Annotated in this window: 19 protein-coding genes; 13 read left to right on the top strand and 6 right to left on the bottom strand. The window is 42.5% G+C overall.

Annotation, left to right across the window (positions count from 1 at the left end; genetic code table 11):
- Positions 1-23 precede the first annotated feature (23 nt).
- Together ACSAZL_RS21870 and ACSAZL_RS21865 are read right to left on the bottom strand one after the other, a co-directional pair.
- Complete coding sequence (locus ACSAZL_RS21870; RefSeq protein WP_440946647.1) at positions 24-1,493, bottom strand: flippase; 1,470 nt, start codon at positions 1,491-1,493, stop codon at positions 24-26.
- A 758-nt stretch (positions 1,494-2,251) separates the two neighbouring features.
- Entirely contained in the window at positions 2,252-5,023 is a 2,772-nt protein-coding gene (locus tag ACSAZL_RS21865; protein ID WP_440946646.1) for a disaggregatase related repeat-containing protein, read from the bottom strand.
- 482 nt (positions 5,024-5,505) lie between these two features.
- On the opposite strand from ACSAZL_RS21865, the gene ACSAZL_RS21860 reads away from it, so the two are divergent.
- Complete coding sequence (locus ACSAZL_RS21860) at positions 5,506-5,631, top strand: hypothetical protein (RefSeq protein WP_440946645.1); 126 nt, start codon at positions 5,506-5,508, stop codon at positions 5,629-5,631.
- A gap of 258 nt (positions 5,632-5,889) precedes the next feature.
- Here the strand turns inward: ACSAZL_RS21860 and ACSAZL_RS21855 are convergent, their stop codons facing one another.
- Entirely contained in the window at positions 5,890-6,978 is a 1,089-nt protein-coding gene (locus tag ACSAZL_RS21855; RefSeq protein ID WP_440946644.1) for a glycosyltransferase family 4 protein, read from the bottom strand.
- A 297-nt stretch (positions 6,979-7,275) separates the two neighbouring features.
- Here ACSAZL_RS21855 and ACSAZL_RS21850 point away from each other — a divergent pair, with 297 nt between their 5' ends.
- Positions 7,276-8,481, top strand: coding sequence for a glycosyltransferase (locus ACSAZL_RS21850; protein WP_440946643.1), 1,206 nt, complete (start codon positions 7,276-7,278; stop codon positions 8,479-8,481).
- Positions 8,482-8,771: 290 nt separating this feature from the next.
- Here the strand turns inward: ACSAZL_RS21850 and ACSAZL_RS21845 are convergent, their stop codons facing one another.
- The 3 genes from ACSAZL_RS21845 to ACSAZL_RS21835 all read right to left on the bottom strand — a co-directional run bounded on the left by ACSAZL_RS21845 (position 8,772) and on the right by ACSAZL_RS21835 (position 12,998).
- Positions 8,772-10,793: a hypothetical protein gene (locus ACSAZL_RS21845; RefSeq protein WP_440946642.1), complete on the bottom strand. Its 2,022-nt coding sequence runs from the start codon at positions 10,791-10,793 to the stop codon at positions 8,772-8,774.
- Between the two features lie 268 nt (positions 10,794-11,061).
- Entirely contained in the window at positions 11,062-12,075 is a 1,014-nt protein-coding gene (locus tag ACSAZL_RS21840; RefSeq protein ID WP_440946641.1) for a glycosyltransferase family 2 protein, read from the bottom strand.
- A gap of 23 nt (positions 12,076-12,098) precedes the next feature.
- The gene (locus tag ACSAZL_RS21835) at positions 12,099-12,998 is read right to left on the bottom strand and encodes a glycosyltransferase family 2 protein (RefSeq protein WP_440946640.1); all 900 of its coding nucleotides are present in this window, start codon (positions 12,996-12,998) and stop codon (positions 12,099-12,101) included.
- Positions 12,999-13,673: 675 nt separating this feature from the next.
- On the opposite strand from ACSAZL_RS21835, the gene ACSAZL_RS21830 reads away from it, so the two are divergent.
- The 11 genes from ACSAZL_RS21830 to ACSAZL_RS21780 all read left to right on the top strand — a co-directional run bounded on the left by ACSAZL_RS21830 (position 13,674) and on the right by ACSAZL_RS21780 (position 24,383).
- Positions 13,674-13,889: a hypothetical protein gene (locus ACSAZL_RS21830; RefSeq protein WP_440946639.1), complete on the top strand. Its 216-nt coding sequence runs from the start codon at positions 13,674-13,676 to the stop codon at positions 13,887-13,889.
- A complete protein-coding gene (locus ACSAZL_RS21825; protein WP_440946638.1) occupies positions 13,886-14,785 on the top strand; it encodes a DUF1616 domain-containing protein in 900 nt (299 codons plus the stop codon). Before ACSAZL_RS21830 ends, ACSAZL_RS21825 begins: the two co-directional genes overlap by 4 nt.
- 2 nt (positions 14,786-14,787) lie before the next feature.
- Positions 14,788-15,648, top strand: coding sequence for a lysostaphin resistance A-like protein (locus ACSAZL_RS21820; RefSeq protein ID WP_440946637.1), 861 nt, complete (start codon positions 14,788-14,790; stop codon positions 15,646-15,648).
- A gap of 562 nt (positions 15,649-16,210) precedes the next feature.
- A complete protein-coding gene (locus ACSAZL_RS21815) occupies positions 16,211-16,570 on the top strand; it encodes a hypothetical protein (RefSeq protein ID WP_440946636.1) in 360 nt (119 codons plus the stop codon).
- A gap of 255 nt (positions 16,571-16,825) precedes the next feature.
- On the top strand, positions 16,826-17,494 hold the full coding sequence (locus ACSAZL_RS21810; RefSeq protein WP_440946635.1) for a DapH/DapD/GlmU-related protein: 669 nt from the start codon (positions 16,826-16,828) through the stop codon (positions 17,492-17,494).
- A gap of 67 nt (positions 17,495-17,561) precedes the next feature.
- Positions 17,562-18,644 carry a DegT/DnrJ/EryC1/StrS family aminotransferase gene (locus ACSAZL_RS21805; protein WP_440946634.1) on the top strand — a complete coding sequence of 361 codons (1,083 nt, stop codon included), beginning with the start codon at positions 17,562-17,564 and terminating at the stop codon, positions 18,642-18,644.
- A gap of 45 nt (positions 18,645-18,689) precedes the next feature.
- The gene (locus ACSAZL_RS21800; RefSeq protein ID WP_440946633.1) at positions 18,690-19,628 is read left to right on the top strand and encodes a UDP-N-acetylglucosamine 3-dehydrogenase; all 939 of its coding nucleotides are present in this window, start codon (positions 18,690-18,692) and stop codon (positions 19,626-19,628) included.
- Positions 19,629-19,718: 90 nt separating this feature from the next.
- Positions 19,719-21,146: a nucleotide sugar dehydrogenase gene (locus ACSAZL_RS21795; RefSeq protein WP_440946632.1), complete on the top strand. Its 1,428-nt coding sequence runs from the start codon at positions 19,719-19,721 to the stop codon at positions 21,144-21,146.
- 64 nt (positions 21,147-21,210) lie between these two features.
- Positions 21,211-22,263 carry a polysaccharide deacetylase family protein gene (locus ACSAZL_RS21790; protein ID WP_440946631.1) on the top strand — a complete coding sequence of 351 codons (1,053 nt, stop codon included), beginning with the start codon at positions 21,211-21,213 and terminating at the stop codon, positions 22,261-22,263.
- A 333-nt stretch (positions 22,264-22,596) separates the two neighbouring features.
- On the top strand, positions 22,597-22,749 hold the full coding sequence (locus ACSAZL_RS21785) for a hypothetical protein (RefSeq protein ID WP_440946630.1): 153 nt from the start codon (positions 22,597-22,599) through the stop codon (positions 22,747-22,749).
- 116 nt (positions 22,750-22,865) lie between these two features.
- Positions 22,866-24,383 carry a lipopolysaccharide biosynthesis protein gene (locus tag ACSAZL_RS21780; protein ID WP_440946629.1) on the top strand — a complete coding sequence of 506 codons (1,518 nt, stop codon included), beginning with the start codon at positions 22,866-22,868 and terminating at the stop codon, positions 24,381-24,383.
- The last annotated feature ends 219 nt before the right edge of the window (positions 24,384-24,602 follow it).

Below are 24,602 nucleotides of genomic sequence, written 5' to 3'. Positions count from 1 at the left end.
CGATTCCGAGGATACAGAACTGATTATTTGCTGTTTGGATTCGCTTTTGACCTGAATAAATACCTTTTTATTAAGGACATTTCATGATCGGTAAAGCCGCCTACCAGAAACATTACAATAAGATAAATAAACGTTCCTGCTCCCACGGCTTCGAAAAGCTCAACTATACTCGCGATAGGGAGGCTGGAAACAAAGAAATACATGGCCATTGATGACAGAATACTTTTTCCAATGTCCAGAAAATAAAAATCAAGCTTAAAATGTTTCAAGGATACACGTATGCAAAGCATAGCCATCAAAAAGTAGGAAACAAGAGTTGAAAAAGCAGCCCCGATAATGCCTACCGAGGGGATGAGAATGAGATTGATTAGCACGTTTGAAACTGCGGCAACGATGTTAATATAAGTAGCAGACTTCGTTTCTTTTATCAGGAACATTGTATTGACAAAAATCTGGAATATTCCTGCCATCAGCCCGGCAAAAGCAATGATTGGGATCACAAACCAGCCCGAAACGAAATCCTGAGTGGTAAGGACCCCGAGCAAAGGTTTTGCAAGAGCTGAAAGTCCAAAAACTGCAGGAATGGAGATGATAAGGAAATATCTCAGAGAATGCGACATGTAGACTCTTACTTCATCCATTTTATTCTCATCAAACAACTTTGAAAGCTCGGGAAGGAGAATAAGTTGAAGAGGACTTACAAAAAGCTGGATAAGGTTCCCGATTGAACATGCCGCAGAATAAACACCTACACTGCAGAGGCCAAGGAAATAAGTAACCATATATCGGTCACTTGATTCCGTAACCCACCTGATGAGGGCGTTTGGGGTTAATGGCAGAGAAAACTGCAGGTACTCTCTAATATAAGTAAACCGTGGGATAACAAACCCTATCTGCGAAACTATAGTAACAAGGGCGATTAAGAAAATCAGACCCTGAACCATTAAAGTTGCGGCTATTATTCCAAGAAGTCCGTATCCCATTTTAAGGAAAAATAGTATAAATAGCAATTTTCCAAAGGTTTCAAAAAGAGTAAGGTAAGAGAATTTCTTAATTTGCCTGAAAACCCTGAAATAAAAAAGGGATACAGATTCAATTACGTTCAAAAGAATTAAAAGGGAACCTGCCTGAACAAAATATGTTGCTTCAGGTTCCTTAAAACCGAAAGTTGCAAGCGGTTCTGCAAATATGTATAACAGGAATGAAGCCAGAAAACCTGATACTGTAACAAAAAAGAGGATTGAATATACTGCTTCCCTTATTTTTTTCTTATCGGTTTCGGAAGATAAAAATCTGACGAAACTCATTGAAAGCCCCATAAGTGCAAGGGAAGAGATCAAAGATACTGTAATATTGATCTGTGCCCAGAGCCCGTAATCATATGTTCCAAGGGTTTTTGTGATAATGGGAAGTAAAAAAAAGGTGCTCAGACTCGTAAGAATCTGGACCGTTCCAATAAAACCAACATCCCTTGCAAACTTTTGATATGACATCATACCACCTTAAAAAGAACTGCCTTTCCGTTTTTAATCAAAAGAGCTTATGAAATAGTTGCACAAAAATCTCTTTAGCAGCTGGTTCAGATCACTAATTAACTCTCGACATATAAATCCTTTTGAACGCCGTTGGTTATCCGACTCAGGTTTTAGCCTGTATATTGATTGTTTCTCTATAACCGGAGCGAATTGGGTTAGTATCATAAAAACACCTTTAATTGTAAGATGGAGTGCCTGAAAATTTTAAATTTATTCTCAGCGTTAACTTTATTCTTATAATAAGGAGATAATAAATTAGTTTCATAGAAACACCTTTAATAAGGGAGATAATCCTGAATTCGAGAACGGGAGATCGACAGGTAGTCTCACCGTTAACTTTTAATCTATTTGAACAGCGTTCTCTTTTGAAGAAATCAGCTCCTTCTCACCCAATAAGAGATTTCTGCAAAGGATAAAAGCCTTTGTGTTTAGGTAAATTTTTATAATAGTTTATTATGCAGGCAAACAAAACTTTCGAAAAAGAGTGATTTTGTCGGAGTTAACAAAATGAAAACCAAAGAAAAACGTACAGAAACCGGCACAGGACATATAAAAATAGTAATAAGAAGTAAACTTTAAGAGAAAAACATAGAGAGTATAAAAAGAAAGAAGGATTTTCCCGAAAAGCAGGATTGGGAAATTAACGTTTCCCGCAGTACAGAATTTCGGAGCACCTTCTTAAAGAGCATTTAAGCCTTTAGCTGTATACCGAGCATTTAGCTGTATACAAGTTGAAGTTTAGGTACCTGATTTTCGTTCCCACAGCCACTGCTGTAGAATGCAATGTAATTATTGTTTTCACTGCGGGCTTTTATCAGGAAACCGGTATTTTCGTACTCGCCACTGGTGTACTCTTTTACGAGATCGGTTACGTCCAGCTCGTAATACCTGTTGTCAGGAAGAGTACTGCCTTTAAGGGTGATTGTGGCATACGGAGTGCTGCCCTGAAGGACACCGTTCTTATCGTACCAGTCTCCTCCGGCATTCTTCCATGCAACCCCGCTGTCCCTCTTGGTCCAGCTTACATAGTTTGAATTCCAGGAAGAAGCAGGCCTGTAGACCTCAATCACAGTATCCTCAGGTCTTGTAGTTCCCGAAGGATAATACCAGTAGAGAGAAAGGATGGCATTACTAACATCAGCAGAGCCTGTATACTCTCTCAGGTCAAACCACATTGCATCTCTGTACCTGCCAACTCCACTAATTCCACCAACGTCAATGAAGGATGAACTCTGGTAGACTGTGGAAGGGGATGCTTCACGCAGACGGTTATCCTTTGCACCGGTAATAGTTGTATTTACGGTCGCTATGGGTACGGCCACTGAAGCTACTTTCTTTGTTATGCTAAGCTTTGGCTCCTGATTTTCGTTTCCGCAATCACAGCTGTAGAATGCAATGTAGTTGTTGCTTTCAGTTTTTGCTTTGATCAGGAACCCCGTATTTTCGTACTTGCCACTGACATATTCTTTTACGAGATCGGTTACGTCCAGCTCGTAGTAATTATTGTCAGGAAGGGTACTGCCTTTAAGGGTGATTGTGGCATACGGAGTGCTGCCCTGAAGGACACCGTTCTTATCATACCAGTCTCCTCCGGCATTCTTCCATGCAACCCCGCTGTCCCTCTTGGTCCAGCTTACATAGTTTGAATTCCAGGAAGAAGCAGGCCTGTAGACCTCAATCACAGTGTCCTCAGGTCTTGTAGTTCCCGAAGGATAATACCAGTAGAGAGAAAGGGTAGCAGCTCCAATCTGAGAGGCATCGGTATATTCTCTCAAGTCGAATCCCATTACATCCCTGTATCTGACATTATTCATCCCACCTGTGTCAATGAAGGATGAACTCTGGTAAACTGTGGAAGGAGAAGCTTCACGCAGACGGTTGTCGTAGACTTCGACTTCGGAAACGATAGTTTCATCAGATACGGGCTCGTCAGGAGTTGTGTCATCAGAGCTGGTGTCATCAGAGCCGGTGTCATCAGAGCCGGTGTCATCAGAGCCGGTATCATCAGAGCCGGTGTCATCAGAGGCAATCCCTGAGAGGGAGGCATATATAGTGTTTCCATATCTTCCAATGTTGATTTTGTTTCCGTTGTCTTCAGGCTCATTCGAGTAATCAGAAGAAGAGGATCCGGCATCAATACACTGGGAACTGGTGCTATCCTTAACCCATGTATTTCCATTCCAGCGACCTGCTAATGATTTAAGATGGTAATCATGTAAACTGGAGTCGGCAAAGAGAGGATTTACATAGATATCTGTTGCCGAGTTAACATTTTTGTAGTTCCCGGCTGTGTTGTTGTAGAGACAGTTATTTTCCAGCACAATGGTATGGGAGCTGGTAAGGCGGTTAATCACACCGTATCCGGTCCCAGCGGCGTTTTTCGTGCGCGGTACAGTGTTTACGATTATGTTATTACGGACGGTGGTCGTGAATCCTGTTCCTGAGGGTCCGGCGTTGGAGTCGGTAGAATACATATCTACGACCGCCGCATTATGGACTCCATCAAAGACGTTATTTTCAATCAGGACATTATGGAATCCACTGCCAAGAACTCCCCCAACCCACTCGATGCTCGGATTGGTTCCGGAACCATAGAAGATATTGTGGTGAATATATACACTCGATAAGCTCGGATCATACGCTCCGGCAGTTCCGATAAGCCAGATGCCCGGTCCGTAGGTGTTCGTAATCACATTATCGTAGATCTCGATATTATTCATGTCACCTTTGGATCTCTCAACCTGAATACCAGGGCCACCTGCACTCCAGTGATAAAAAGAATCTATGAAGTTATCATGGAACTTTACGTTATTGGTGTTCCATACCCTCAGAGCACTGTTAGTCCTGCAGGTTATCGTGTTGTTCCAGGCTTCCACATTCGAGCACTCGATTGCAAACAGGCCGTCATGTCCGAGTTTATATACAGTATTGTTATAAAACTGGATGTTACTACCGTATTTGATCCTCAGTCCGTCTCCATGCCCGTCATGCATATACATATCGTATACCTTTACATCGCTGGTGTAAAGGAAATAAATCACATTGTAGTAGCCTTTACCCTTGGCAAGTTCTGAATTACCATCGTGATTTACATCAACTTCGAAACCTCTTATCGTAATGTTGGTATTCCCTGAACTGCTCATCTGCTTGATAAGGGGTACCATAGTATCCCAGCCAGCGTGATCAACCAGCTTGATCACAGCATCTGAATCTCCTTCAAGGATAGTGTTGCTTCCAATAAGAAGAGGAGCATCAATAACATATGTAAAAGGCCCTTTGAGGCGAACAGTCGTATAAGCAGAGTTTTCTGCCACTAATTTAAGGGCCTGATTTATCTGCACATGGTCGTCTGTTCCATCACAGTTAAAGTCCCCACTCCCATCTCCTGCAACATAAATCGTAGGCGCAGTCCGGCATGAAACTGCCGGAATACTTGAAAGTACAAAGAACCCAACAAGGAGGAGGACTCCTAATTCTCGTTTTAGCATTGCTATCACCTGGGGTCGATCATAATATTTTTATTTAGAATGTCTAACCGGTAGAAATTCACTCCGATTTACCAAGAAAATCTCTATTAAATTTTACACTGTTAACTGATTTTTTAATAAAGTTATTCATACTGTTTTCAAACAATCTGACGAGATTTTGCAAATAGTATCCACTCTTCAAATTATCAAGGCTATAGAACAGGCTCTGGAAGAAGTTTCATCCAAGAGGCCGATGAACCCTATTAGATGAGATGAATACTGGATTCAGAGTTGATTCCCCCGTTTTTAAGGAAATTTACCTCCAATATACACGAATTCCCCCCGTGTGAACATTAGAAATAAATTACCTTTTAATACTCTAAGTAAATTTCTATAGTCAGCATTGTAAATTAGATCATTATATTATAAAAGTATTTGTGCGATGTTCTTAAATTTTTTTAGAAACTCAAAGACGAATAAGACAAACAGTTAAAATATATTAAGTGAGAAAAACAGGCAGAGAGCTCCTCATTATTAAAAATTATGAGAAAAAGAGAGACCCTATCAGTAAATCTACTGAGGATTCAGAAAGAGCAATTTTTGAAGAATGTACAGCGCAAGTAACTTAATCGTATATTTCTTGCCGCGAGGAGGACAGAGACAAAGATTATAAAAACAAAAAAGATGCGGAAACAGAAAATCAACAACAAAACCCACAAATCAAAAATAAAAACCGGTAAGTAATCAATAAAATTCGACAGTAAAACCGTTAGAAAATAGGAGTTGAATGATAGCTAAATCGTAAATAACAAAAATAACGAATATAGAAGAAAGATAATGTCTTATAGCGAAATCACAGGAAAATCCTGTAAAATCAAAAGACAGCATCAAACAATTTCGTCACATATATCAAGAATCTTTCTTGCAACCCCATCCCAGCTGTGGTTTTCAACAACATATTTACGACCCTGCTTTCCCATGGTATCCCTTATCTTTTCATCGGAAATGAGTTTCACCACAGCATTAGCGAGTTCTCCGGGGTTCTCGGGAGGCACTGAAATTCCACCTCCAGAAAGGTCGATAAGGTCTTTTACACCCGGGATACTGCTCGCTACGATAGGTTTCCCGCATGCAAGGTATTCGTATGTTTTTAAGGCGGAAAGCCCTATCTTTGAGTTTCTTTCCTGTATAAAAGGAGCAACGCAGACATCGGCTGCATTAATGTATACAGGGACATTCTCATAGGGAACTCTTCCAGTGAAATTGAATTTGTCCGAAAGCCCCATCTCTGAAGCAGTCTCCAGCAGTTTATTCCTCATTACCCCGTCCCCAACTACAAGAAAACGAACCTCAGGGCATTTATCCAGGATAAAGGGAGCGGAATGGATAAGAAACTCAACTCCCTGCCAGGCTGCAAGGTGTCCTACAAAACATATGTATTTCTTTGAATCATCAAGCCCCAGTTCGGCTCTTGCCTGCTTCTGGTCAAGAGGCTTGAAAATGTCGGTATTCGCCCCATTGTTAATTACGAGGACTTTTTCTGCAGGAACCGAGTATAACCTCACAAGTTCGTCTTTTAGCTTATCGGTCACGGAAACTATCCTGTCACAGTATCTATAATTGAACCTCTCAGAACGTAGTGCCAGATAAGAAAAGACCCTGTATGCAAAAGATTTAGAGTCAGGACTTACCTTAAGTTCGTCCATAACCAGCCCGTTAACCTCGACTATAGAAGAAATGCCCAGAAGTTTGCACAGGGCAATGGGGAAGAACGGGAAAGAGTTCTGACGCAGATAGAGAACGTCAGGCCTATTTGCCATGCATGAGTAAAGAAGATAAAAGGATAGTATGAACTCATATGAAGGCTGTATAAGGTACTTATTATCTATTACAGGCACATACTTGATATCGGAAAAGCCGCGCTCCACACCTTTCTGACCCGGAGCGAACAAAACCACATCCGTGTATTTTTTCAAATTTCTTAAGAGCTCGAGTATGTGTATATTCGAACCTGATTTTGTAGTGAAAGAACTATAATAGACCAGGAAAATTTTACTTACTTTTTTAAACATGATTGCCGTTATCTGAATAGCAAAAGTAGTTAATTAGTTTATCCCACAACTCTATCCATTAATTTTCAGAGGGAAGAAAGAATCGGTTCGGGATTCAAGTGCAAGAAAAGAAATTAGTGCAGTTTACAGAGAGATATTTATAGGAGAAATCCTCTCCTTTGTGTGATTTTGAGGCATCCGAATCGAAAAAGGAAATAGATTATGAGAGTACTGGAAGTATGTCAGGAATTTCCTAACAGGTATTACCCCCAGCTTGGGACATTCATAAAGCAGAGCATTGATTCAATAGCAGATCAGGGAGTGGACGTGACAGTAATTTCCCCAAAAGCTTACGTGCTACCTTTTTCCGCATTTCCATATCATAATTTTTCAAAATTGCCCAGGGTTGAGCATACCGAAAAATACGACCTTCATTATCCGCGTTATATCTATGCCATTCCCAAAAAGTATTTTTACCCTATTAGCGGCATTTCGTATGCACACTTCGTTTCCAGATACATCACAAAAAACATAAAACCAGAACCTGACCTGATTCATGCACATTTCTCATACCCCGATGGGTACGGAATGATGGGGCTTGCAAAGAAATGGAAAGTCCCTCTGGTGATAAGTGCACTTGGCACAATAGAGAGAAAGGTTGCCTATGAAGGATCCTATACCTCGAAGCAGATCATAGAAGCCATGAACTTTGCCGATAAAATCCTTTCTGTCAGTGAAGACCTCAAGGTCCATATAGTGAAGCTCGGGATAGATGAAAGTAAGGTGCATGTGGTCTCCAACGGCGTTGATACGGAGATATTCAAGCCTGCAGGAAAAGAACATGCAAGAAGCATTTTAAACCTGCCTCAGGAAAAAAAGATTGTCCTGTTTATAGGAGCCCTGAGAAAAATAAAAGGCGTGGATTACCTTATTGAAGCTGCAAAAAATTTTGTGGATACGGACACGGACCTCTATATGGTAGGCAGGGATGACGGGCTCAGAAAAAGCCTGGAAAAAAGGGCGGAAGAACTTAAAATTGCAGATTCTATCAAATTCACGGGCCCTGTAAACCATGAGGACATTCCCCTCTGGATTTCAGCATCAGATATGCTGGTCCTGCCTTCCCTCTCGGAGGGGAGGCCGAATGTCGTGCTTGAAGCCCTTTCCTGTGAAGTCCCTGTAGTGGCAACCGATGTTGGCGGAATACCCGAACTTATGGTTGAAGGGGAAACGGGCTATCTTGTTCCTGCAAAAGACCCTGAGAAATTGTCCGAAAAAATAAACAGGCTGCTTGAAGACGAAAGCCGAAGGGAAAAAATGGGAAAATTCGGGCGTAAAAGCATACTCCAGCGAGGGCTTACCTGGGAAGCCCATGCAAAGAAGACTGTAGACGTATACTCAGAGCTTCTATCGAAACCCTCAAAATAATTCGTGGGAAAGAAAGCGAACCCTGATTCACCATGAGAATTCGATCCGCAGGTTAGAGGATCTTTTATGCTCTTTTAAGTCCCTGAGTTTTGATATAATCTATCAGTCCGCCTGAGTATTACCCAGGTTTTTGAGGTTTATTCCGAAAAAATCTCAGGCTTTTTTACAGCCTTTCAGCTTTTATAATATTTCAGCTTTTATAATCTTTCAGCTTTTATATCCCTTCGGCTTTACAGTCTTCCAGCTAATGGAATGCCCTTATTTTTCACAAAAAGAATGAAGTACAGGCATTAAATGCCTGTAAGAGTGCTGTTAAGGTTGGAACTTCTGATAGGTTTGCTTAGCGCCGGGCCGGGAGCAAAGATATCCGTTGCCAGGTTTGAGTAGATTTTATTTGCTTGCGTAAGGTTGGTCTCAAGATCAATTATGTTTTCAGGAGTGTTCTGGTAGAAATAATTGGAAGTTTCCTTAGTACTGCTTTCATCGCTGCCGAAGTATAAGCCGCTCCTGAGAAACTCCTGAGTCCTGAATACTACATAGCCTCCGTAACTGGATAATTCGCTTACATTATCGATCCGGTAATTGTCATAAATTGAGATGTTCATACCCGAAGAATCCTCAGGAATCGACGGGAGATAAAAATACCTTGTTGTATAGTAATCGGAATAAACGGCAGAACCTTCGGGAATATACTTATAAACGTGTTCGAAACCGCTCAGTTCATTCGCGGTGAAATACTCATGTCTCGAACTCTGGCCAAGCATGTCTGCGTCCGAAATGCTGAAGACTGAAGAGATGAAGACAAAAATGGAGAACATGAGGACCACAAAAAAAACCGTATTGAACTTTTTAGGCCCGTATCTATCCACATAGTTCCAGAATACATAGATCCCATATCCCATTACGAAAGCCATAAAGGGGCTGACGAAAAGCATAAAGCGGTCAACCCTGAACAGAACCTTAAACTGCCAGATAGTATTGAGAGGGTTGGGAATATAGAAAATAAGGGTTATGAGAGCAAATAACCCCAAAACTGAAGCATAATTCTTCCTGTAGTTTTTCAGAAGAAAGCCTATTCCTATAAGAGCAAAAAATAAAAAGACGGATTTATCCAGGAGCCCCATCAGACTGACCAGGCTTTCTTCAAGTACGTCAGAACCTCCGGCGGTCAGAACTATAGAGTCCCAGAAATGGCTCTGTAAACGGGGAGTCAGGCTTCTCTGCATGAACAGATAGGCTACAAAAAACCAGTAAGCAGTAAAAGTAACGTTTAAAAGTAAAAAGAAAGGCTTGCTAACATAGTTGCCAGCCCCTATGATATACTCCGAGGCAAAAAGGATAACGAGTAACAACACGAACTGGAGTATGGAAACGTTATGAACCAGGGTTAGAAAAATCAAAACCACTACTGAAAGAGCTTTAAAAGAGAATTTATCCTCTTTGAAGTTGACACTGTAAACCAGATACAGCAGTAGAATAAACGCTACGAATGACATTGTGCGTGTAATCACGTTTGCACCGTAATACAGCACAATATAGCTTGCCGAGTAAAGGAGGCAGGAGAGCAAGGAGATCTGCCTGTTGTGTGTAATATGATTAAAGAGATAGTAAAGAAAAATTACTGTTGTCGCATAAACCGGTGCTGTTATCAGGAAAAGCGAGGTTTTTGCACTGATATTCAGGACCTCGGCTGCTTCTGCAACAAATATATGGTAAAGAGGGAAAAATGCATAGTCACTTAAGGAAGTAGAAATGGTCTGTCCTGTTGACGCGGTTAATTCCGAAAGGAAAATATGAGGCAGAATGTCAGTGGTCCCGAAGTAGAAATCATAGTTGAAGGTAACGCTGTAAGTAAGGTTTACCATAATTAAAAAAGACTCCAGAAGGACGAGGGACGGCTTTACATCTTTAGAGAAAATTTGCAGGAAAACCGAAAGGTACATCACCAGAATAAACACGAAATAATACCAGGGACGAACTCCCTGAGACAGCAAAAGCACAGCTATCGAGCCAATATAAAATATGCTAAATACATAAGTAAGGGACTTGATGTCTATCGACGGAAAGCTGTCTATATCATGCAGACTTACATCTTTTCTGTAGATGTACAGCACGAAAAGGCAGGAAAGTATTCCAGGAATTCCAGTAAACAACCCGCGAAGTGCATAGCCCGGCTTTCCGGTTGCAAACATCCATACAAAAGTGAATATAACTGCGAGAATTATTGCTAACGGGAACAGAAAGGAAATTATCTTCATTAAACGGTTATTACCCATGTTTTTGAGTCCCGTCTCTTCACTCAATCCGAACATACTATCTCCATAATCTTAAGCGATCATAACTTCATGTATTGAGTATTAAATAAAGGATGCAGAATTGAATCGGAATAATGACTCAGGATTGAACCTGAGACACAGGGTTCAGAAATTTTGTTCGAAACCAATAGGAATTACAGTGAGGTCAGTATTGCTTAAGAATTTTTTGCTCCGCCATGCTTCAAGTCGGGTTCTATTTCCAGGATTGTTTTAATATCCGGTTACCGAAAACTGCGGTCACGATAACCGGACGAATCCTTAAACATTAAATATCCGAAAGAGATTTGGTTTTTGGAAGGACAAGAGAGTTTGCAAAACTGTACATGAAACCCAGCCCGTAAGTAATGTGCTGCACAGGAATCACTAACAGAGTAAAAAGGCCGTACTTTGATTTCATCTTGTATATTACCTGAATTGAGGTAACAAAGACCAGCACGAAGTATAGGGTAATCAGCACCAGCAGGATCAGTATCGGTGTCGGATACACTATAGAAATAATAAGCGAAAGGACTGCAAAAGCTATGGCAATCGAGGGTAAAAAAGCATACCAGCGGACAAATTCTCCGTGCTTCTTGAAAAGCTCGCCCATCCACATGCCATATTTGAACATCCGCACCGAAAATGACTTGAGGGTTCCTCTTCTGTGGTGAAGCACTTTTGCTTCCGGAACATACAGAAATTTGTAACCTATTTTGTTTATTCTGTAGTTGAGGTCTCCGTCCTGGCCTATAACAAACCGCTCGTCAAAATACCCGGCTTCCACGATTGTATTTTTCCTGTACATAGCATTACAATTAGGAAGGGACGCAACATAATGTTTCTTTGTAGAGTTATTGGATTGGGCCGAACCTCCTGAACCCAGAAAAGTTTCCTGAGCATATCCTACCACTCTGCCAAACACAGGGTCGGTATCGAATACCAGATTCGGACCGCCAACACACGCGATATCATCAGGGGCGTCTTTCATTTCAATGACAAGGGTTTTTAACCAGAGAGGATCGACCTTACAGTCCCCGTCCGTAAACGCAACCAGATCTCCCCGAGCATTTTTCACTCCAAGGTTCCTTGCTGCGGCAACATTTTTTCGTTCATTAAGAAGGAGCTTGACAGGATATTTCTGTACAAGATCCCGGGTTTTATCAGTGGACATTCCATCGACTATAATAATCTCATAGGAATCCTGAGGGTAATCGAGCTGAAGAAGGGACTCAATGCATTCTTCAATGAATTTTTCTTCGTTGCGAATACCTGCTACAACCGAAACAAAAGGATATTCCATAAAATGACCCCGTTTTCTAACTTTTATTGCCTTCGAATCTGTTCATTTAGAAATATCATTCTTGAAATGGCATGCAGTATGATTCCCGTAAAGATCATAAAAGCTCCTATAATCGTCAGCATCACCATAAGGAGAGTAGGGCCGAAACGCAGGAATCCTCCCATAATGTAATCCTGCAAAAACTTCAAGCCCATAAGAACGCCTGTCGATGCCATAATAAGGCCCGGAACAGAAAAATAGTACAAGGGACGCCTGTATTCCATATCTTTCAGAATTCTGAATAGGACCCTGGGACCATGTATGAAAGGATGCTCAGTTGAACAGTTATCAAGATCATATCTGCAGTGAATCTCTACTTCAGTAAATTTCAGTTTATGGTCTTTTGCCTGAATGAGAATTTCAGAGCCTGCCGACATATCGGTGCCGTAAAGGTTTATATTCTCAATTGCTTTTCTGCCATAAGCCCGGAAACCGCTTTGAGAATCAGTAACATTGAGGCCACCTGCTATGTAAGTTGCAATGTCAAGGACTTTCATTCCAAACTTGCGATAAATAGGAACGTTTTTTCCGTTACCATTGATAAACCTTGAGCCGATCACGAGGTCAAATCCCTGTCTTAAGGGCTCAAGAAGCTTGGGGATTTCAGAAGGATCGTGCTGACCATCGGAATCAATTATAACCATAGAACCTGCACCGAGTTTGCGGGCGGTTTCAAAACAGTTTCTCAGGGCTGCTCCGTATCCTCTGTTAATTTCATGGCGGACAACGTAGGCACCAAGGGATTCGGCGATATCGACAGTATTATCCGTACTCCCATCGTCCACGACCACCACTTTGTCTACATATTTTCTGCAGCCCTTAATGACCTCTGCAATGGAATGGGCTTCATTATAAGCAGGCATGGCTGCAATAGTAATGGTCATGTGATATCATCTACCTCTTTGATGAAAGACTCAAGATATGTAAAGCGCCTTTTTACGTAAAAATCGGCGAGAATTTCAAATATGGAGAACACATTTTTCAGAGTCATCGCTCCATTAACTTTAAAGGGTTTCTAAGGATCATCTGTGAACAGATTTGCAGCGCATCATTTGGGGGATTGTGTCCTTTTAGGGAAAGGAAAGATGCCCTGCAAGTAACTCGTAGTTCTGAATAAGACGTGTATTTGTTTTAATATATGAGCTATATAAGCGTTTGGTCACGAAAAATAATTGGTCAGTCCCCCCGATAACGAAAAGAAAATTAAGCCAGCTTAAAAAGCCCGTTGGCCCGGAAAGGAGCTTAAAAGGCTCCGGATAAATCATAAGAATTATAATATTTGAAGAAAAAAATTAGACAGATATAAGAATCAGAAAGTTTTCCTCCGATACATAGGTAACATAAAGAAAAAAAACAAGCTTATTCAAGCGAAACATCTCCAAAAAATGATGTACATTAATCCGAGCCGTAAAATCCTTCGGAGTTAGATATAGAGAAGAAATACATTTTTATAATAACAGGCAGGAAAAGGGAAAGATATTTTATACAAAAACACAATTTGAGTTGATCGAATTAAAAAGCACTGTTGAAAAAAGAGAGACGATTCAGGAACAGAAGTTTTGCTAAATAGAAAAGGCTTCGGAATCGAAACTCGAACCAACCCCAAACCTTCCGATTCTCAACTCTTCACGGCAGAAGATTATAGAAGACCGGCCGGAAAAACAGCCGGAAAGGTTATTCTTAACTCCCGAAAGAGGGATAATAGAATAGAGATTAGCCCTGATACAAGAAAAATAAAACTGGAAAACCAGAAAAACATTAAAACCGTTTTATGAGGATTCATATGGCCGGGAACCAGAAGTTTCCATCTGACCTGCTGTTTGTGGTAGGCCTGGTAGTTCTTACAGATATTTTCGTACTTATTCCTGTACTCAATGAGAGTTTTATTCGCATAGTCCTTGGCCTGCCACTGGTATTATTCTTACCGGGGTACGCCCTTGTAGCCGTGCTATTTCCAACAAAAACCGGACTTGAGGGGATCGAGAGAGCAGCACTTTCCGTAGGAATTAGCGTTGCAATTGTACCTCTTATAGGACTTGTACTTAATAATACGTCATTCGGAATCAGGGAAGGGCCTCTTCTTGTAAGTCTCTCTTTGTTCGTTATCCTTGCATGCATAGTTGCATACATTCGCAGAAGAACGCTTCCCGAAAACAAAGCCTTTGGATTTTCTTTCAAGGCCTCTGCGTATTCCTTTTTATCTGAGGTTCTGGGAAAACCCCAGTCATCAACGGAAAAGGTCCTCAGGACCTTTCTGGCGATTTCCGTTCTGGCATTAGTAGGAACTGTAGCTTATTTATCCATAGTTCCCCACGAACAGGAACCATTTACGGAATTCTATATCCTCGGAGCCGATGGAAAAGCCGAGAACTATACTACGGAGTATGTTCAGGGAGAAAGTGGAACCGTCATTATAGGGGTCACAAACCATGAGCACAGAACAGTAAACTATACACTGGATGTCAGGCTCGAAAACGAATCCCTGCCACTTCCTGAAAACCTGAGGAATATAAAACTTGACGATAATACGACAATGGAAGAGCCCCTTGAGATAACCCCCTCTGTCGAAGGAGAGAATATGGAGCTTCAGTTCCTGCTTTTCAACGAGACTGAAAAGGATACACCTTACAGGGATCTGCGCCTCTGGATAAACGTTACCGAGGAGGCCTGAAGATGGAAACATATGAGAATCAGGAAACGCAAAAGCGTGAAAATAGAGAGACACAGACCCCTGAGTATATGCATGTACCTGAAAATAGGGTGGCACGGAAGCCTGAATTGAAAAACAAAGGACTTTACCTGATAATTCCGATTTTAGCCATCGCCTTTGCGGAATTCATGATATATTCCGGGAAGGATATAGCAGCCATGGTGATACATGCAGCCATCCTCCTCGGGCTTTCTCTTTCAATGTTGTACATAAAAAACGAGGAGGTTCAGAAGACTTATCAGGCCCTTATCCTGTTGCCTGTCCTGCGGCTTGTAAATCTTTCAATGCCAGCATTTTTTGATGTAACCCTTTACTCGTTTGTCTTTATCTATGGACTCCTTACGATTCCAGTAACCATTGCAATTACCCACCAGGGGTTTACCCGGGAACAGCTTGGAATAACCTTCAAAAGGATGTGGATCTATATTCCACTCTCCATAATTATAGGGTTCCTGCTTGGAGTAGGGGAATACTTAATAATTGAGACTAACTACCTCATCCCTGACATTTCAATTACCTCCCTGCTGGTACTTACCCTTGTTATGGTCTTTTTGGTAGGGCTTGTTGAAGAGATCATTTTCAGGTCCATTCTGCAGAACAGACTCGAAATGTTTCTCGGTAGCCGCAGTGGCCTGATTATCACAAGCATCCTGTTCGGATTAATGCATTCAGGGTATGGGAACATGGGGGAAATATTCTACACATTTTTTGTAGGTTTTATCATAGGATTTTTGTTCTATAGAACCCGAAGCCTCCCTCTGGCCACAATGATCCACGGCTTCATAAATGTCTTCCTCTTTGGGGTAATTCCCCATCTTCTTTAAATTTAATTTTTTGGAAGACCTATTTTTGGACGGTTCCTGCCCAATCGATTACTTTATTTTCGGGATTCGGAGGTAATTTTTCAGTTACCTCTTCCTGCGCCGCACCGGGCTGGAACCGGCCTGCCAGTCAGATAAAAAGTAGCTTGCAAGCCAGTCCCACATAAAGAGAGACAATATATTGAAGAAATATCCCCAGAGCTGAGAGAATACTTCCCCTACATCGAAAACTGTTTTTCAAATCACAGGCAAACATCAGCGCTCCCGCCAGCCTGTCTGACTTATGGATTCTACATCCCTGTTACAGGCTGATTTTTCCTTATTTTTTCCTGCAAGACCACTCTCCCGCGTAGAGCAATTGGTAATTGTTAAATTAGTCCTCTTGAGCGAAGCGAAACTCGGGAAATAGAGAAAAAGGATTTAATTTCACGAAAATGTTTAAAAAAGAGGTTTTTTCTCGATGCGTTTATTCAAGACTGGAGAAGCCCCCAGAACTTAAAAGAGATCTACAAGCTTGTAAAGAATAACTGCACCGAAAGAAAATAGAAGTGGAATAATTCCCATATTGAGAGAAGTCTTCACGGATTCTCCCCAATGCTTTGATAGAGGAAGAAAGTCTCTGAGAAGTAACAATAAAAGCAAAGCAGCTGCGGTCACTACTGCACCTTCAGGAACCCCGGGTGTTATCATCATTGAGAGTTCACCCGAAGAAGCAGAAGTTGAAGAAATTAAACTTGTAAGCGTATTCAGAACTCCTCTAGTTGATTCACGTATAAGACAAACAGATGTGCAATCTAATATAAAAATTCTCCTCCTTTTAAGCTCCAGAATTCAAGCTATATCCCCAAAAAGAGAAACGGAAAAAAAGGCAATAGATAACGAAAATTCTGGAAGTCCCGGCCCAGAGAACCGAAGAGATAGGTAAATAACCAAATCACTTAAATAATTATAAAATATATTCATCTAAGAAATTAAAACAGTTAGGGATTTACAGGGAGTGAATAAAGGGAAAAATGAGAAAACATAATCACATACGTGATCAGTCTGGAACAATAAATTAGCCAGGTCACCCACGAACAGGAAAGACCAAATAGATTCAAAAATAATTACTATGTCGCTCTGATTCTATTCGAAGCACTCCGAATAAGTTATAAGGACATTGGAAAAACGGGGGAAGAATATGAACTCAAAAGAATTCAAAATCCACAGTTCTTCAAAAGTTTACGGCACCTCGATAATCGGAAAGGGTACGGTAATTCTGGAGAATGTAGTACTGGGATATCCAGAACACAGAGTCCTCATGGAGATCCTTAGACAGGATAAGGAGATAGAGGACTTTGATTTTCCGGGCTGCAGTATAGGTCCGGACTCAATAATAAGAGCAGGATCGACAATATTTTCCAACGTAAAGACCGGAAAGAACTTCAAAACCGGGCATAACGTGATGATCAGGGAAAACACACAAATAGGAGACAACGTACTTATCGGAACGAACGTTATCATAGACGGAAGCGTGAAGATAGGAAATAATGTCAGCATCCAGGGAAACGTATACATTCCAACAAATGTGATTATCGAAGACAATGTATTTATTGGACCATGTGCTGTTCTTGCCAACGATAAATATCCCATACGTAAAAAATACGAACTTAAAGGTCCGATTTTGAGAAAAGGTGCATCCATAGGCGCTAACGCAACCCTGCTTCCGGGAGTGGAAATAGGGGAAGGGGCAATGGTTGCCGGAGGAGCCCTTGTGACAAAAGATGTGCCTCCGTGGAAGCTGGCGATCGGTACACCTGCCAGAATACAGGAGCTACCTGAAGATCTTAAAGAGCTAAACCGGATATAAACCTAGCAAAAAAACCAAAGTTAAGTAAGATAAAGTTTTATTGAGCTTATTATAAGAGGTTCTATAAATGATCCCAATCGCCAAGCCCCTGCTGGGCAAGGAAGAGATTGATGCAGTAACGAAGGTCCTGAATTCGGGCATGATTGCACAGGGACCAAAAGTGGAAGAATTCGAGCTCGCTTTTTCTGAATACACCGGCTGCGAGTATGCAGCTGCTGTAAACTCCGGCACTGCAGCCCTTCATATCGCGCTTCTCGCCCACGACATTGGAAAAGAAGACGAAGTAATTACAAGTCCCTTCACCTTTATTGCCACCGCAAACAGCATCCTTTACACCGGGGCAAAGCCTGTTTTTGCAGACATTGAACCGGATACATATAATATAGACCCTGAAAAGATCCAGGAACAGATTACTTCAAAAACGAAAGCCATTATGCCCGTCCACCTTTACGGGCACCCGGCAGATATGAAAGCTATAATGGAAATCGCTGAAGACCGCGGGCTTGTCGTGATTGAAGATGCCTGCCAGGCCCACGGAGCGGAATGCCTCGGGAAAAAAGTTGGCAGTTTCGGGACCGGAACATTCAGCTTCTACCCGACCAAAAACATGACAACAAGCGAAGGCGGGATAATTACAACAAATGAAAAGGAAGTCGCAGAAAAATCAAGGATGATCCGGGCTCATGGCTCAAAAGTTCGCTACCTGCATGAAATGCTGGGCTTTAACCTGCGCATGACAGATATTGCAGCTGCAATCGGGCTTGTTCAGCTCGAAAAACTGGACGGGTTTAATGCTGCCAGGCAAAAAAACGCAGCCATGCTTTCAGCCGGACTCAAAGGCATCTCCGGGGTTGTACCCGCAGTAACAAAACCCGGCTGTACCCACGTTTTCCACCAGTACACGATCAGAACTGAAAAGAGAGACGAACTGGCAGCTTTCCTGAAGGAAAAAGAAATAGGAACCGGAATACATTACCCGATACCCATCCACAAACAGCCCTATTATGTGGAACTCGGGTACAGGGATTCCTTGCCCGTCTCGGAGAAAGCAGCAGAGGAGGTGCTTTCCCTCCCGGTACATCCGGCTATATCCGAAGAAGATGTGCAGAAAATAGTTCGAGCGACCAGAGAATTTTATACCAATAATTGAATAATTTCAGGGCATAACCTCATCCCTAAAACAGGAAGTGAAACCTTGATAAGAGTAGGAGTAATAGGCACAGGCGCCATGGGTCAGAATCACGTCCGAATATACAGCGAAATGGAAGGCGTGGAACTTGCCGGGATATCGGATGTAGACCGGAACAGGGTCGAAGCCATGGCTGCTCAGTTTAAAACAAAAGCCTTTACAGATTATAAAAAGATGTTTGAAGAAGGCCTTGATGCGGTAAGTGTTGTTGTGCCCACAAAACTGCATAAGCAGGTAGTGCTTGATGCCCTGGACGCGGGGCTACATGTCCTTGTAGAAAAACCAGTTGCCGACACGGTTGAAAATGCGGACCTCATGATTAAAGCCGCAAAGAAAACAGGGAAAGTGCTCATGGTAGGGCATATCGAACGTTTCAATCCTGCAGTCATAAGACTTAAAGAAATCATAGATTCGGGCATCCTTGGCAAGATAGTATCCATCTCTACCCGAAGAGTCGGCCCCTACAACCCAAGGATAAGAGATGTTGGAGTGATTCTGGATATCGGGGTTCACGACATAGATGTCATTTCACACCTTTACGGCAAGAAGATAAATGGTGTTTACGCCATTGCCGGTGCAGACATCCACTCTTTTGAAGACCATGCCTCAATTATCCTGCGCATGGACCATAATTTTGCAGGTGTTGTAGAAACAAACTGGCTGACCCCGCATAAAGTAAGACAGCTGACTGCAATCGGAATCAAGGGTGTAGCCTATCTGGACTACATCGACCAGACAGTCGAGCTTCACGACAACGGCTGGATAAGAAAAGCCAAGGTTGAGCCAAGCGAACCCCTGAAAAATGAGCTCGTTTACTTTATAGACTGCATTAAGACAGGAAGACAACCTAACCCCTGTGGCGAAGATGGGAAACATGCCCTTGAAGTAGCAATGGCAGCCATCAAGTCCTACGAAGAAGAGAGACTAATCGAAGTAGGGCAGTAAACCAGAGACATAGCGGGGACGGAAATAAAAACCTGAAAATCAGAGAGAAATAGAATAAGACCTTAAAAACAAGACTGGAAAGTGATAAGCATGAGCAAATTGGAAAAACTTCTAAAGGAACGCGGCCCTATCAAAAAAATAGGAGTACTTGGCATGGGGTATGTAGGAATCCCCGCAGCCGTCCTGTTCGCAGATGCTCCCTGTTTTGACAAAGTACTGGGCTTCCAGCGCAACTCAAAAAGCTCAGGCTATAAGATTGATATGCTCAACCGGGGAGAAAGCCCGCTCAAAGGGGAAGAGCCAGGCCTTGAAGACCTCATTGGAAAGGTTGTCAAAGCAGGCAAGTTCGAGTGTACCCCCGATTTCTCAAGGATTTCCGAACTTGATGCGGTTACACTTGCAATTCAGACGCCCTTTGCAAATCCCAAGGACCTGGAGCCAGATTTCAGTGCGCTCATAGAGGGGATCAGAAACGCAGGAAAGTACCTGAGACCCGGGATGCTTGTAGTCCTCGAATCCACAATCACTCCAGGGACAACCGAAGGGATGGCAAAGCAGATCCTTGAGGAAGAATCCGGTCTGAAAGCAGGGGAAGATTTTGCCCTTGCCCATGCCCCTGAAAGGGTAATGGTAGGCAGGCTCCTGAAAAATATCAGGGAACATGACAGGATCGTAGGTGGAATTAATGAGGCAAGCACAAAAAGAGCAGTTGAACTGTATTCCCCCGTGCTCACGGTCGGAAAAGTTATTCCGATGAGTGCGACTGCGGCTGAGGTTACAAAAACTGCGGAGAACACTTTCCGTGACCTTCAGATTGCGGCAATCAACCAGCTTGCCCTTTACTGTGAAGCCATGGGCATAAATGTCTATGATGTCAGGACCGGGGTTGACAGCTTAAAAGGCGAGGGTATAACAAGAGCTGTCCTCTGGCCGGGGGCAGGGGTTGGAGGCCACTGCCTGACCAAGGATACGTACCACCTGGAAAGAGGAGTCAAGATCGGAAAAGGACAGCTGGACTATCCCGAAGGGGCGGATTCGATCTACGTGCTTGCCAGAAAGGTCAACGACTTCATGCCTGCACACATGTACAACCTGACTGTTGCAGCCCTTGAGAGGCTTGGGAAAGAGGTGAAGGGTTCAAAGGTTGCAATGCTCGGCTGGGCATTTATCAAAGACTCGGACGATGCAAGGAACACGCCGTCAGAACCGTACAAGGACCTCTGCCTGAAAGCCGGAGCCAGTGTTATGGTGCACGACCCGTATGTTGTCAACTATCCGGGCGTCGAGATTTCGGAGAACCTGGAAGAGGTTGTAAAAGGTGCGGATGCTGTAATCGTGCTTGCAGGGCACAGTGCGTACCATGATGTGAAGGCCGATTGGGTGAAAAAAATAAGCGGGAAAAAGAACCCGGTAATTATTGACGGGAGAAATGTAATTGACCCGGATGAGTTTATCGGAAAGGGGTTTGTATATAAGGGGATTGGGAGGGGAGACAAAAACTCACATGAGATAATATGAAGGGGAAAATTCCCCTTTTTAAGACGAATTTGTCTTTTAGATCTGGGAAAATAGGGCGAGAATCATGTTTGAGAAACTGAAAGAAAACGAGGAACTCTGGGCTCTCTACACCAGAAAGGAAGAGTACGGTCTGGCCTTTCGCGACAGGTATGAGAGGTTTCCTTACTACATGAGCGGCCATAGAAATATTTTCGAGCCGAGAGTTTCCAAATTTCTGATAGAAAACGGGCTGAAACCGCAGTATCCTGACGGAAAAAAATTCGCGGTCTGTCTTACACACGACATTGACGCGATTCACCCGGAAAAACTATATCCGCTAATCGGGTCTCTTAAAGCCCTTGCTCAAGGGAACCTGACCGAAGCAATGAAAACTCCTTTCTGCAGAGTTAACAGGAAATGGAATCCATGCTGGAACTTCAGGGAGATAGTAAAGCTGGAAGCCAAATATGACGCAAAATCCAGTTTCTATTTCCTTGCCCTGAACCCTGGAGAAACGGACTTTAATTATAACATTAAAGACATTGAATCGGAACTGGGCTTCATATCCGATAGCGGGTGGGAAGTAGGCCTGCATGGCGGACACGAATCTTACAACAGCCTTGAAGACCTCAAAGAAAAAAAAAGTCGGCTTGAAGAAGCCCTGGGCAAAAGAATTATAGGGTACAGAAATCACTTTCTAAGGTTTAGCGTCCCGGTTACCTGGGAATTGTTGAGCAAAGTGGGGTTCAAGTACGACACCACACTGGGGTATCCGGACTGTGCAGGCTTCAGAAACGGGATGTGTCATCCATTCAGGCCTTTTAATTTGAATGAAGGACGTCAAATCGATATTTTGGAAATCCCGCTGGTGATTATGGACCGTTCGTTTTTTAGAGACTATATGCGCCTTGATGTCAAAAAAGCTTGGGAATGTACGAAGCACCTTATCAATACTGTTGAAAGGTATAACGGCGTGATTACTATCCTCTGGCATAATAATACGTGCATCGAGGGAGAGAACCTTAAATACTACGAAAAAGTCCTTGAGTACTGTGCCGGGAAAGATGCCTGGATTACCAGCGGAGAGGAAATCTATAACTGGTGGACCAGCCAGGTTGAACCGGGGATCCAAAAGTGAGAATAAGTTAAAAAAGCAAGAAGAAGTTAAATGACCGAATTAATCTCTGTTTACAGGAATAAAACAACATCAATAGGCAGCTAAAAGAGAGCTTTTTTACCATATGTACAGCTGCCCCAGGCGGGTTAACCGGATTGGTGTTGATCCCGAAAATCCATGCTGTTAAAAAGTTAACAGTGACTTTCTGTTAAAAGTTCAATAATTCTTTTATCCGCAGGATTTGGAAGTTATAAACTCCAGTGAGCAAGAAAACATATAATTTTCCGGAGATTCTAATCGGATAAAGATTGAGAGTAGCTTAAAGCTGGAATTATGTCTGAAAATCCATTTTTTATGTGTTTTCTGGATGCAGGCTGTCACTACTGGGCGAAGAGTTCTGTCGAGTCGGATGAGTTTATAAGGGAGAATCTGGTTATAGGAAAAAGGGAAGGGAAAAAAAGAAGCAGGATAAAAAGTAAGTATAGGGTCGGAGTGCTGAAAGTCTGAGAATTAAAGTTCTTAAAAGAGCAAATATAACCGCAGGATTTTAAACGGCTCACCCCAGGTATTTTAAAGCTTCCAGCTGCCTGGCCTGAAAAAGCGACCTTTTCAGGGTACTGGCTATGGATAAAAAGACAGAAAAAGAGGCAGAGAAATCAACGAAAAACGAAAAGAGGGCAAGTTTTGTATCGGATGTCCTGACACTTGCAGGCGGAACGACCTTTGCTCAGGTCCTTACGATTCTGGCAGCTCCTGTTCTGACCCGCATTTACGGACCGGAGGATTTTGGAGTATGGGCTCTCTATATCTCCATAACGAGCGTCATAAGCATTATTGCATGCCTCAGGTACGATTATTCCATAATGCTGCCGGAATCAGAAGATGAAGCAGTAAACCTTTTAGGCCTGAGTTTCCTCGCAGTCCTTGCCGTTACCGGCTTAACCGTGCCATTTATCTGGTACTTCCACGTCCAGATAGTTGATCTGCTAAATGCCCCTCAGATTGAAGATTATCTCTGGCTTGTGCCCCCGTTCGTGTTTGTAAACGGACTTTTTCTCGCACTCAATCAGTGGAACTCAAGAACAAAACTCTTCAAAAGGCTATCCTTCTCAAGGATTTCCAGTTCGGTCTCGACGACTGCAACCCAGATTACCCTTGGGATTGTAGAAAGACCCCCGACTGCAGCCGGCTTAATCGGCGGAAGCCTTGCAGGCCAGTCTGTAGCGACATTCATGCTTGGAGGACAGATCTGGAGAGATGACAGGCGCCTGATAACAAAAAGCCTGGGCTGGAAAAAAATATATGAAGGCGCAATACGGCACCGCAAACTTCCGCTCATAGATATCTGGTCTGCCCTTATGAACTCAATCTCCTGGCAGCTTCCGGCTTTTCTCCTTTCAGCCTTTTTTACTCCTGCAGTTGTTGGTTTTTACTCCCTCGGGTTCCGCCTGCTCCAGTTACCCATGAGTTTTATTGGCGGTTCGATCTCGCAGGTATTTTACCAGAGGGCATCAAGGGCAATATCCGAAGGCACTCTCAGTAATCTTGTTGAAAGTGTATTCCGAATGCTTGTGCTTATAGGCATGTTCCCTATATTGATTCTCACAATTGTAGGAAGCGATGTCTTCACCGTTATTTTCGGGAGCGCCTGGACAGAAGCAGGAGTATATGCCCAGATTCTGAGCCTCTGGGCATTTGTATGGTTTATCTCGTCCCCTTTAACCACAATATACCTGGTAGTAGAAGAACTTCATTTCGGTTTCACCTACAACTTTTTTAACCTCACTACCCGCTTTCTGTCCCTCACAATCGGAGGCTTGCTGGGAAATGCCCGTGTGGCCCTTATCCTCTTCTCCATATCAGGCATTGTGGTATACGGGTACCTGTGCCTGAAAATGATGCACTACTCAGGCGTAAAGACCTCAAGAGCCCTGAAAATAGTATCCTCAAACCTGGTCCTCTTTATCCCTGCAGGAATAGTCCTGGTAGTTCTCAAAACCGCAGGAATAAACCAGGTTCTTCTGGTTGTAATCTCCGGCCTGATTATCTGTATCTATTATCTCTACATACTGAAAACGGATAAACAGGTAAAAGAGATAATAGGAGGATTCAAAGTGCCTGGAAAAGCGGAAAAAATATAAGAATATATCGAAGAAGCTGATTTTGAATTAGATTTCTCTTTTTTTGGACATATTTCACTAGAACACTCCTCATTAAACTGGCAACATATAAATTTTTAAACTTGATCATAGTAATTTTTCAAGATACAGATACAGATTTTTACCAGAAATTAAGAAAAAAAGTCAAAATAAAATATAAATAAACTTTTCTAAGACATATTCATACAGAGAACAAACTCA

It is taken from the genome of Methanosarcina mangrovi, assembly GCF_052057765.1.
GTDB lineage: Archaea > Halobacteriota > Methanosarcinia > Methanosarcinales > Methanosarcinaceae > Methanosarcina.
The sequence above is the reverse complement of the archived record's forward strand: the minus strand, read 5'-3'. Positions and strand labels throughout refer to the sequence as shown.

Bases quoted from the DNA above. Each gene is read 5' to 3' on its own strand.
- ACSAZL_RS21870 (WP_440946647.1), bottom strand. From the start codon at position 1,493: ATGTCATATCAAAAGTTTGCAAGGGATGTTGGTTTTATTGGAACGGTC.
- ACSAZL_RS21865 (WP_440946646.1), bottom strand. From the start codon at position 5,023: ATGCTAAAACGAGAATTAGGAGTCCTCCTCCTTGTTGGGTTCTTTGTA.
- ACSAZL_RS21850 (WP_440946643.1), top strand. From the start codon at position 7,276: ATGAGAGTACTGGAAGTATGTCAGGAATTTCCTAACAGGTATTACCCC.
- ACSAZL_RS21845 (WP_440946642.1), bottom strand. From the start codon at position 10,793: ATGTTCGGATTGAGTGAAGAGACGGGACTCAAAAACATGGGTAATAAC.
- ACSAZL_RS21840 (WP_440946641.1), bottom strand. From the start codon at position 12,075: ATGGAATATCCTTTTGTTTCGGTTGTAGCAGGTATTCGCAACGAAGAA.
- ACSAZL_RS21835 (WP_440946640.1), bottom strand. From the start codon at position 12,998: ATGACCATTACTATTGCAGCCATGCCTGCTTATAATGAAGCCCATTCC.
- ACSAZL_RS21825 (WP_440946638.1), top strand. From the start codon at position 13,886: ATGAGGATTCATATGGCCGGGAACCAGAAGTTTCCATCTGACCTGCTG.
- ACSAZL_RS21820 (WP_440946637.1), top strand. From the start codon at position 14,788: ATGGAAACATATGAGAATCAGGAAACGCAAAAGCGTGAAAATAGAGAG.
- ACSAZL_RS21810 (WP_440946635.1), top strand. From the start codon at position 16,826: ATGAACTCAAAAGAATTCAAAATCCACAGTTCTTCAAAAGTTTACGGC.
- ACSAZL_RS21805 (WP_440946634.1), top strand. From the start codon at position 17,562: ATGATCCCAATCGCCAAGCCCCTGCTGGGCAAGGAAGAGATTGATGCA.
- ACSAZL_RS21795 (WP_440946632.1), top strand. From the start codon at position 19,719: ATGAGCAAATTGGAAAAACTTCTAAAGGAACGCGGCCCTATCAAAAAA.
- ACSAZL_RS21790 (WP_440946631.1), top strand. From the start codon at position 21,211: ATGTTTGAGAAACTGAAAGAAAACGAGGAACTCTGGGCTCTCTACACC.
- ACSAZL_RS21785 (WP_440946630.1), top strand. From the start codon at position 22,597: ATGTGTTTTCTGGATGCAGGCTGTCACTACTGGGCGAAGAGTTCTGTC.
- ACSAZL_RS21780 (WP_440946629.1), top strand. From the start codon at position 22,866: ATGGATAAAAAGACAGAAAAAGAGGCAGAGAAATCAACGAAAAACGAA.